This window comes from Dehalococcoidia bacterium, from assembly GCA_030648205.1.
Classification (GTDB): domain Bacteria; phylum Chloroflexota; class Dehalococcoidia; order JAUSIH01; family JAUSIH01; genus JAUSIH01.
Genome location: JAUSIH010000009.1, coordinates 1 through 9,841, shown reverse-complemented (window position 1 = coordinate 9,841; position 9,841 = coordinate 1). Strand labels below are relative to the sequence as shown.

Below are 9,841 nucleotides of genomic sequence, written 5' to 3'. Positions count from 1 at the left end.
GGCACACGGTAGTGTATCAGTTAGGTCGTCGTCATTCCGGCTTTCGCCGGAATCCATCAGAGCGTCTCCCCCACGCACGTCTCTGGACACCGGCCTTCGCCGGTGTGACGGGTAGAGTCTCATTCCCTACCACGGCAAACTGATACACTACCCGACAGCCGCTGAGGCTACGGCTCCAGCAGCCCGACTGTTCGCAGGTTTGGACTCCCTTCCCGTTCCGCGGGCAGCCCGGGGACGAGCCGTCGCTTGGCAACGTCCCTGACGCGCGTCTGCAGCGCGTCCAGCCGCGACAACCTTGCGACGACGTAGGCCCGCCCGTCTGAGGAACTGAGGCGCACCAGCCGGTCGTACACGACCGCCATGGACGCGGGGCTCAGGCGGCCTGCCGCGTCCAGTTCCTGCCTCTGTCTGTCCAGGCCCGCGTCGTCCAGAACGGAGAGCCAGAGAAGCCAATTGCCGCGGCTGTGCTCCTCCGTGTTCATGTCCTTCAACCGGCTATCAAACCCCTGGTCCACGAGTCGGCGAAAGTCCAGCATGTCCGGATAGTCCATGAAACCGATGCCCAGATAGTCGCCGAGGCCGCGCAGCACCAGCGCCTCGTGTGTGTATGCTTGAGCTTCGTGCAGCGCTTGCAGGTCCAGGCTATTCCCCGCATCCTGGTCAGGGTTGATGAACAACTGGCGCATATGACCCGACTCATGCGCAAGGACGCGTAGGACGTGCGCAGGCGGAAATTCAGCGCGAACAAGCACGTGCGGCTTGCCATGCCACTGGGTAGTGAGGCCATCGGACTGGAAACCTCTGTAGCAGCGGTCCCGCACACCGACATAGTCCTGCACCGCGGTCCGCTGCAAACGCTCGGCGCATGTTTGGTCAATGAAGGCATCGTACTCGCTGTTCAGAAACAGGTGCGTCTCCTGATTCTCGCTCTTGAAGCTCTTGCCCGTTGTGATGTAGTACGCCGCCTCGAAGACCTCCAGCAAGTCCGGCCGATAATCGCGCCCGCCGCGGCTGATCGTGCTGTCGGTGACGAGGAGCAGCGGAGGCAGCTTGCTGAGCATGACGCGAAGTTGCGCATCGGTGTACATGACCGGGATCGAAGTCGGCGTTGGTGTAGGCGCGGGAAGGGGGCCTGTCCCCCAGCTATAGGTCTTTTCCAGGACGTTGTCATCACGCCGACTCTCAGTAACCCGACCCTCAACGTCAAGGGCCAAACGCAGCCTGTGCGACCCCTGTGACAGCAGGAAGGGCAGGCCCTCCCAATCTGTAAGCGACCGATAGAAGCCTGGTTGCAGAGCGGGGACCGGCCACGTCTGAAGCAGAGCGCCGTCCAGATAGAGGTTCACCGAGAAAGGCGGCGATTCTACCGACCCGGCGTTGAAGACTGACCAGCTAAGATATGCGGCCACGCCAGAAGAGACAGGACCATCTTGCCGCTCTCCCTTCCTTCCCGACACCACCAGGCCCGACTGCCACTCCGGCGCCCCGCTGACTACGAGGTTGGGCAGCGCGGCAGGAGGCGTCGGCGTGGGTGTTGGCGTGGGAGCGGGCGCGGGCGCGGGTGGCACCGGGCCGATGCTCCAGAAGAAACGCTGCTCGAAGACGTTGTCCGCGTCGTTTGACTCGTCAATCAGACGAGTGGCGTCCACCTCGATGCGCACGGTATGCGGTCCGGGCGACAGCGGGACGGTCTGCGCCAGGGTGCTGATGGGAGTGCGCCAGGTCGTGGCGTTGCTCAGGAGGCTTTCAAACTTGATCCTGTCCACCAGGACCCCGTCGAAATAGGTGTACACCCAGAAGGGGACGCCGATGCTGCTCAGGCCCACGTTCTTTACGCCATAGGAGAAAAAGGTGCCCGCGTCCACTGACAGAGGTGTGGAACGGGCGCTGGCGCTGGATATGGACTCCTGAGCACTGGCGGCCACGATGACGCCGTCCCAACCCTGCATCTGAAAGGGCGCCAGGTTGGGCCGTCGAGCCGCGGAGAGGGGGACTGTGGACGGCGCGCCTGAGAAAGCGAAATCCACGTCGCGCTCCAACACGTTGTCCGTCTCGTCGCTTTCGACGACGAGGTTGGTCGGGTCCACCACCAGGCGCAACCGGTGCGTGCCTGGCGTGAGGCGCACCATTACCGTCAGGTCTGCCCAGTTCGTGACCGTGGAGAAGTAGCGCGGCTCCAGAGAGCTGTTGCGCACGCGGTGCACGACCACGCCGTCCACAAGGAGGTCGGCAAAGAACATGGAGGGCGTCGCGTTGCTGCCGCGGTTCCCGACGGCGAACGACACGTACACAGGACCGCCCGCGGCGACGGGGCTGGACTGAAGCACACCCGACGCGGAGGAAACGATGAGAGGCGACTCCCACCCTTGTGGGGTGACGGGGAGCAGGTTGGCGCCGCTGGACGGACGCGGAGTCGCCGTCGGCACGACGGGGTACGGGGTGGGCGTCACCGTGGGGGTCTGCCCCGGGGCTAACGTGGGCACAGGCGCCGCCGTGGCCGTCACGGTCGGCGGCAGAGGCGGAAGCGGCGTGGGTGTGGCCGTGGGCGTCCGCGTGGGCGTCGTCGTGCGCGTGGCGGTCGGCGACGGCCTTGGCGTGGGCGAAGCGGTAGGCGTGGCCGTCGGAGCGGGGGTCGGCGTGGGCGTGAACGTAGGCGTAGGCGTCGGGACCGGCGTCGCTGTGGGCGTCGCCGTGGGCGTAAACGTGGGCGTCGGCGTGGGCAGCGCAGGAGTGACACAACCCGCCAGGAGGAGAGCGAACGCCGCAACGACCCCCAGCAACCAGCGCATAGGTCACCTCAACTTGAGGATAGCGAAAAAGGCCTCCTGCGGAATCTCGACGTGGCCTATCTTCTTGAGCCGCTTCTTGCCCTCGGCCTGCTTCTCAAGGAGCTTGCGCTTGCGCGTTATATCGCCGCCGTAGCACTTGGCCAGCACGTTCTTGCGCATCGCCTTCACCGTCTCCCGGGCGATGATCTTCCTGCCGATGGCCGCCTGCAGGGCCACCTCGAAAAGCTGGCGCGGTATCAGGTCCTTCAGCCTTTCCACCAAAGCCTTACCCTGCTGATGGGCGTTGGCCCGGTGCACGATGATCGACAGAGCATCCAGAGGCTGGCCGTTGACCAGCACCTCCACCTTGACCAGAGGCGCTTCTCTGTACTCGGCGATGGAGTAGTCCATGGAAGCGTAGCCCTGGGTGCGCGACTTGAGCTGATCGTAGAAGTCCACGAGGACATCCGCCAGAGGCAGATTATACTCCAGCAGGACACGCGCATCCCTGGCGGGGTCCGTCCTGCGCTCCGTTTCAACAGTCTCCGCGCGGGACTCCAGGTACTCCATGCGCTTGAACTCGCCCCGGCGCGTGGTCACCAGGTCCATGATGCCGCCAATGAAGCGGCTGGGCGTAATGATGGTCACCTTCAGCCAGGGCTCTCGCACGAGGGCTATCTGCGTCGGTTCTGGCAGCATGGACGGGTTGTCCACCTCAACCTCGCTGCCATCGGTCGTCCGCACCTGGTAGGCCACGCTGGGGGCGGTGGCCAGCAGCTTGAGGCCGAACTCGCGCTCCAGCCGCTCCTGCACGATGTCCATGTGCAGAAGACCCAGAAAGCCGCACCGGAAGCCGTGCCCCAGGGCCGCGCTGCTCTCCGGGTCGTACGACAGCGAGGCGTCGTTCAGACGCAGCTTGTCCAGGGCTTCGCGCAGATTGGGATAGTCGTCCCCTTCCATAGGGTACAGGCCGGCGAAGACCATGGGCTTGAGCGGCTTGTAGCCGGGGAGCGGCTCACGCGAAGGACTTTGCTGGCTGGTGATGGTGTCCCCCACCTGGCACTCCCGTACGTTCTTCAGGCCGGTGGCCACGTACCCCACCTCACCCGCTTCCAGACGGCCTGTAGGCGCCAGGTGCGGCTTGAACACGCCAACCTCCAGCGCGTCCACCGCGGTGCCGGTGAACATCAGGCGAAGAGACTGGTTTGTCGTTACCATGCCGTCCATCACGCGCACATAGGCCAGCACGCCTTTGTACGAGTCATACTTGGAGTCGAAGATAAGCGCCCGCAGGGGCGCGGCAACGTCGCCCTTGGGCGGAGGAACGCGCCGGACAATGGCCTCCAGCAACTCGTGGGCGCCCGTGCCATCCTTGGCCGATCCGAAAACCATGTCCTCGCGGCTGAAACCCAGTGACTCCTCCAGCTCCTTCGCGACGCGCTCCGGCTCGGCCATGGGCAGGTCTATCTTGTTTATGAATGGAATAACGGTCAGGTTATGGTCCAACGCCAGGTAGACGTTGGCGATGGTCTGGGCCTGTATGCCCTGGCTGGCGTCCACGACCAGGATGGCGCCCTCGCACGCGGCCAGGCTGCGCGAGACCTCATATGTAAAGTCCACGTGGCCGGGCGTGTCAATCAGGTTGAACTCATAGTCCAGCCCGTCCTGGGACTTGAACGCCATGCGGACGGCCTTGGCCTTGATGGTGATGCCCCGCTCCCGCTCCAGGTCCATCTGGTCCATGAGCTGAGCGACAGCATCGCGGGCGCTGATGGTGCCCGTCAGCTCAAGGAGGCGGTCAGCCAGGGTGGACTTGCCATGATCAATGTGAGCGATGATGCAGAAGTTTCGGATGCGTTGGAGTTCCATAGGAGCCATCGTAGCACACCGCTCCTGGGCGCTCAAGGCAAACGACGCACAAAAAGCAAGCCCCCGGTATTATGCCGGGGGCTTACGAGGTTGCGAGAACAGGCTTCTACGCGTTATAGCCGGACGCGCGGATGCAGGCCACCCAGTGGTCTCTGCTCACTTCCCTCAGCGGCGGCACCATGTCCTTGCAGTCCGGGATGGCGATCGGACAGCGCGTATGGAAGTTGCACCCGGGCGGCGGCCGCAGGGGGCTGGGAACGTCGCCGGTAAGAATGATGCGCTCCCGCTTGGCCTCCACCACTGGGTCAGGGATGGGCACGGCGGAGAGCAGCGCCTTGGTGTAGGGATGCAGGGGGTTCTCGTACAGCTCGTCCCTATTGGCGATCTCCACGATCTTGCCCAGGTACATCACCGCCACGCGGTCGCTGATGTGCCGCACCACCGAGAGGTCGTGGGCGATGAACAGGTAGGTGAGGTGAAACTCCTGCTGCAGTTCCTCCAGCAGGTTGATGACCTGGGCCTGAATGGACACGTCGAGGGCCGAGACCGGCTCATCGCAAACGATGAAGTTGGGCTTCACCGCCAACGCCCGTGCGATGCCGATACGCTGGCGCTGGCCGCCGCTGAACTCGTGGGGATAGCGGTCCCCCATGTACGGGTTCAGGCCAACGACGCGGAGGAGCTCGGCCACCTGCTCCTGGTACTCTTTACGGTTCTTGGCCAGATGGTGGACGATGAGCGGCTCGCCGATGATGCTGCCGCACGTCATGCGGGGGTTAAGAGAACCGTACGGGTCCTGGAAGATAATCTGCATCTTCTTCCGCATGGCCCGCATCTCGCCGCCGCTTATCTTGCACAGGTCCCTTCCCTCGTAAACGATCTCCCCGGCAGAGGGCTTGTAGAGCTGCAGGATGGCGCGGCCCGTGGTCGTCTTGCCGCAGCCGGATTCACCCACCAACCCCAGGGTCTCGCCCTTACGGATGAAAAAGGAGACATCATCCACGGCCTTCACGTCGGCGACCTTCTTTTGAATGATAATCCCCGACGTGACGGGGAAGTACATCTTCAGATGCTTGACTTCCAGCAGGATATTGCTATCCTTGGTCGCCTGCGCTGCTGGTTGAGCCGCCGTTGTCTGCTGCATGGACTTTTCCTCCGATGGAGTTCCCTGACTAGACGGGAAGGGGTTTGCGCGTGCGCACGTCCACCCAGCACGCCGCCAAGTGCCTCTCGCCCATCGGCATCAACGGCGGATGTTCCTCGGCGCAGCGGTCTACCGCAAAGCGGCACCGTGGACGGAACGGACACCCCTTGGGCAGATGGGTCAGGTCAGGGGGTGAGCCTTCAATCGGCACCAGCTTGACCTTGCGCGGCTCATCCAGACGCGGGACCGACGCCAGCAGCCCCAGAGTGTACGGATGACGCGGGTCTCCGTACAGGTCCTTGGCCGAGGCCGTTTCTATCAGCTTGCCCGCGTACATCACGTTCACCCTGTCGGCGTACCGCGCCACCACACCCAGGTTATGCGTGATGAGGATGACAGAGGTGCCCAGCTCATCGGAGAGCTTTTTCACCAACTCCAGCACCTGGGCCTGAATGGTCACGTCCAGGGCCGTGGTCGGCTCGTCGGCGAGAAGGAGCTTGGGGTTGCACGAGAGTCCCATGGCGATCATGACACGCTGGCGCATGCCGCCGCTGAACTGGTGCGGATAGTCATCAAGGCGACGGAGCGGGTCGGGGATGCCCACCATCTGGAGCAACTCGGCGGCGCGCTTCCGCGACTCCCGCCCGTTCATTTTGAGATGAAGCTCCAGCGCCTCGGTAACCTGCCGCCCGATAGTGAGGACGGGGTTCAGCGAGGTCATGGGCTCCTGGAAGATCATGGCAATCTTGGCGCCCCGGATCTTCCGGATGGTCTCCTCGTCCACCTTGAGGAGGTCCACCCCCTGGAACTGGATCTCTCCGCCAACGATCTTGCCCGGCGGCTGCGGGATGAGGCGCAGAATGGTCAGGGCCGTAACCGACTTGCCGGAGCCGCTCTCTCCTACAAGGCCCAGAGTCTCGCCCTCCTGCACGTCAAAGGACACCCCATCGACGGCCTTGACCACGCCGTCCTGAGTGAAAAAGTGTGTCCGTAGGTCCTTCACCGAAAGGAGATTAGCCACAGAGCCTCCTTCATTCGGGCGCTGCCCCGGGGTGTCCCCCGCGTCTTTATCAGTTCTGATCCAGAGTTTAGGTGTGCCTGCTTGTCGCCCTTGGCTTGTCTTACCAGGCGTGCGCCGCAACTGCCCGCACGTGGGGAAGAGGAGACTCGAACTCCTACGCCTTGCGGCACATGATCCTAAGTCATGCTCGTCTACCAGTTCCGACACTTCCCCGTGTTCAGACGAGCCGCGGGTACTCGCAAAAAGAAAGTGACCCGCGCGGGACTCGAACCCGCAACCCTCTGATTAAGAGTCAGATGCTCTACCAATTGAGCTAGCGGGCCAGGATGGGCACGTGGGATTTTTTGGCGCTCCAAGTGTAGCACAACCACCTAGCCCTATCAAGTTGTGGGCCATTGTAGCCAACAAAAAGGCGTCCGTCAAGTCTCTTCTCTTCGTGTTTTGAACGACTTCCGCCCAACGTTTGCCCACGGAAGCCCGGGATCCCCCGTGGGTAGAGTGCGCCAGCCTCCGTACTCATCCCACCTTGAAGAAAGCCTCGCCTGCGCTGTAGAATGGGTTAAGGGACACCCACGGATTGGCGTCCGGAAGCCACAGCGACCAGCGCTCCATAAGGGAAGTGCGGCGCAGCCCTTCCACGGGAGGGCGCACCAGCGGACTGAAGGAGGCCAGCGCGTATGCGGCAGACGAGCCACGCTCCCACCGGCGCCAGCCCCGCTGATTACACAGCCTTGGATTTATCGCCCAATGCCCTCACGGACATCTACTACCACATGTCCCTGGCCCGCGCCCTGGACGAGCGCATGGTCATCCTGCACCGCCAGGGCAAGGTCGCATTCCTGGTCTCCTGCCAGGGGCATGAAGCCGCCCAGGTCGGCAGCGCTCTGGCCGTCAACAAGGGCGCGGACTTCGTGGTCCCGTACTACCGGGACACCGCCCTGGTCCTCGCACTGGGCATGACCCCGCGCGACATCATGCTCGGCCTGTTCGCGCGCGCGGCGGACCCCTGCTCCGGCGGGCGGCAGATGCCCATGCACTGGAGCTCCCGCGACCTGAAAATCATCAGCGGCTCCAGCCCCGTCGCCACTCACATCATCCATGCCGTCGGCATCGCCTACGCGTCCAGGCTGCGCCGTGAGAAGGCCGCCGCCATCACCTTCTTCGGCGACGGCGCCACCAGCGAGGGAGACTTTCACGAAGGCCTTAACTTCGCCGGAGTCCACAAGTTGCCCGTGGTCTTCGTCTGCGAGAACAACGGCTACGCCATCTCCACTCCTCAGCGCAAGCAGATGGCCATCAAAGACGTGGCGGACAGGGCCGCGGGCTACGGCTTCCCCGGCGTGGTGGTGGACGGCATGGACGTGCTAGCCGTGTTCGCCACAGTCAAGGAGGCGATGGAGCGCGCCCGCGGCGGCGGCGGCCCTACCCTGGTGGAGGCCAAGACTTACCGCTTCCTGCCGCACTCCAGCGACGACGACGACCGCTCGTACCGCAGCCGCGAGGAGGTGGCGGAATGGCGGCGCCGCGACCCCGTCGAGTGCTTCCGCGCCTTCCTCTCCCAGAAAGGGCTGATGACGGCACAGCGGGAGGCGGAGGTCAAGGAGAGGGTCGCCCGCGAGGTGGACGAGGCCCAGGCCTTCGCCGAGGCCAGCCCCCTGCCCACTCCCGACACGCTGCTCCGGCACGTGTACTCCGAAGGCTAGTGTGGTGTCCCCGAAGTTCGTTGCTAATGTCATTGCCACGCCCCGATTTCATCGGGGCGTGGCAATCTGGTTGCGGGGTACACCCCTCCTTCAGATTGCTTCGTCCTCCTTCCGCGGAAGGACTCCTCGCAATGACAATTCATAAGCGTCTTTCAGGGACAGGACACTAGGAGGAGCGCCATGACTGTGCGAACGGTGCTCGAAGCGGTACGCGAGACCATGCGCGACGAGATGCGCCGGGACGAGCGCGTCGTCCTGCTGGGCGAGGATGTGGGCGCGCGCGGCGGCGTCTTCCGCGCCAGCGAAGGTCTTCTGCGGGAGTTCGGCGAGGAGCGTGTTATTGACACTACCCTGGCCGAAGGGGCTATCGTCGGCGTCGCCATCGGCATGTCCCTCAACGGACTCCGTCCCATCGCCGAAATCCAGTTCGCCGACTTCATTCATCCCGCCTTCGACCAGATTGTGAGCGAGGCGGCCCGCATCCGCTATCGCTCCAACGGCGTGTGGGGCTGCCCGCTGGTCGTCCGCGCCCCGTACGGCGGCGGCGTCCACGGGGCGCTGTACCACTCGCAGAGCGTGGAGGCGTTTTTCGCCCACGTGCCCGGCCTGAAGGTGGTCGCGCCATCCACTCCCCAGGACGTCAAGGGCCTCCTCACCGCCGCGCTGCGCGACGACGACCCGGTCATCTTCCTGGAGCACAAGCGCACCTACCGCCTCATCAAGGGCGACGTGCCGGACGGCGACTTCGTCCTGCCGCTGGGCAAGGCCGAGGTCAAGCGGGCCGGAGAGCACGTGTCCGTCATCACGTACGGCCTGGCGGTGCACCACGCTCTGCAGGCGGCGGAGGAGGTCGCGAAGGACGGCGTGAGCGTGGAGGTGGTGGACCTGCGCACCCTGAGGCCGCTGGACACGGAGACCGTGCTGGCGTCCGTCCGGAAGACCGGCAAGGCCCTCGTGGTGCATGAGGACAACCTGACGGGCGGCTTCGGCGCGGAGGTGGCGGCCATCATCGCGCAGGAGGCGTTCGAGCACCTGGACGGGCCGGTGACGCGCCTGGCCGGGCCGGACGTGCCCGCCATGCCCTTCAGCCCTCCGCTGGAGGAGGCGTTCATCCCGGGGCCGGAGAAGATAGCCGCCGCCATTCGCAAGCTGGCCGCGTACTAGGCGCTGTTGACAAGTTGTATTTCCCCGCTCGTGGTGAGCCTGTCGAAGCATGAACGAATTCGACCGTCTCGCGGAATCCAAGGGGTTTTGAAATGACTTCTAGGCTCAACGAGGGCCACCGCTCTTTGCATGTCACAGGCGTGGAGATTCCGAGTCCTTCCGCGGAAGGACT

The 9,841-nt window shown here is 64.2% G+C and carries 6 protein-coding genes and 2 tRNA genes; 2 read left to right on the top strand and 6 right to left on the bottom strand.

The window, feature by feature from the left end:
• Nucleotides 1–167 precede the first annotated feature (167 nt).
• The 6 genes from Q7T26_01125 to Q7T26_01100 form a co-directional block, all read right to left on the bottom strand.
• The gene (locus Q7T26_01125; protein MDO8530760.1) at nt 168–2,789 is read right to left on the bottom strand and encodes a CARDB domain-containing protein; all 2,622 of its coding nucleotides are present in this window, start codon (nt 2,787–2,789) and stop codon (nt 168–170) included.
• A 3-nt stretch (nt 2,790–2,792) separates the two neighbouring features.
• Nucleotides 2,793–4,637, bottom strand: a complete 1,845-nt coding sequence (gene lepA, locus Q7T26_01120; protein ID MDO8530759.1) for a translation elongation factor 4 — start codon at nt 4,635–4,637, stop codon at nt 2,793–2,795.
• A 106-nt stretch (nt 4,638–4,743) separates the two neighbouring features.
• Entirely contained in the window at nt 4,744–5,781 is a 1,038-nt protein-coding gene (locus Q7T26_01115) for a dipeptide ABC transporter ATP-binding protein (GenBank protein MDO8530758.1), read from the bottom strand.
• 28 nt (nt 5,782–5,809) lie between these two features.
• Nucleotides 5,810–6,802 (bottom strand): ABC transporter ATP-binding protein, encoded by a 993-nt coding sequence (locus tag Q7T26_01110; GenBank protein ID MDO8530757.1) that lies wholly within the window; start codon nt 6,800–6,802, stop codon nt 5,810–5,812.
• A gap of 131 nt (nt 6,803–6,933) precedes the next feature.
• Nucleotides 6,934–7,015, bottom strand: a tRNA-Leu gene (locus Q7T26_01105).
• Between the two features lie 37 nt (nt 7,016–7,052).
• Nucleotides 7,053–7,125 (bottom strand) — tRNA-Lys (locus Q7T26_01100).
• 354 nt (nt 7,126–7,479) lie between these two features.
• Between Q7T26_01100 and Q7T26_01095 the strand changes: the two genes are divergently transcribed.
• Nucleotides 7,480–8,505, top strand: a complete 1,026-nt coding sequence (locus tag Q7T26_01095; protein ID MDO8530756.1) for a thiamine pyrophosphate-dependent dehydrogenase E1 component subunit alpha — start codon at nt 7,480–7,482, stop codon at nt 8,503–8,505.
• A gap of 180 nt (nt 8,506–8,685) precedes the next feature.
• Nucleotides 8,686–9,669, top strand: a complete 984-nt coding sequence (locus Q7T26_01090; GenBank protein ID MDO8530755.1) for an alpha-ketoacid dehydrogenase subunit beta — start codon at nt 8,686–8,688, stop codon at nt 9,667–9,669.
• The last annotated feature ends 172 nt before the right edge of the window (nt 9,670–9,841 follow it).

Excerpts from the sequence above, each read along its gene's own strand:
- Q7T26_01125 (MDO8530760.1), bottom strand. The coding sequence starts at position 2,789 with ATGCGCTGGTTGCTGGGGGTCGTTGCGGCGTTCGCTCTCCTCCTGGCG.
- lepA (MDO8530759.1), bottom strand. The coding sequence starts at position 4,637 with ATGGAACTCCAACGCATCCGAAACTTCTGCATCATCGCTCACATTGAT.
- Q7T26_01115 (MDO8530758.1), bottom strand. The coding sequence starts at position 5,781 with ATGCAGCAGACAACGGCGGCTCAACCAGCAGCGCAGGCGACCAAGGAT.
- Q7T26_01095 (MDO8530756.1), top strand. The coding sequence starts at position 7,480 with ATGCGGCAGACGAGCCACGCTCCCACCGGCGCCAGCCCCGCTGATTAC.
- Q7T26_01090 (MDO8530755.1), top strand. The coding sequence starts at position 8,686 with ATGACTGTGCGAACGGTGCTCGAAGCGGTACGCGAGACCATGCGCGAC.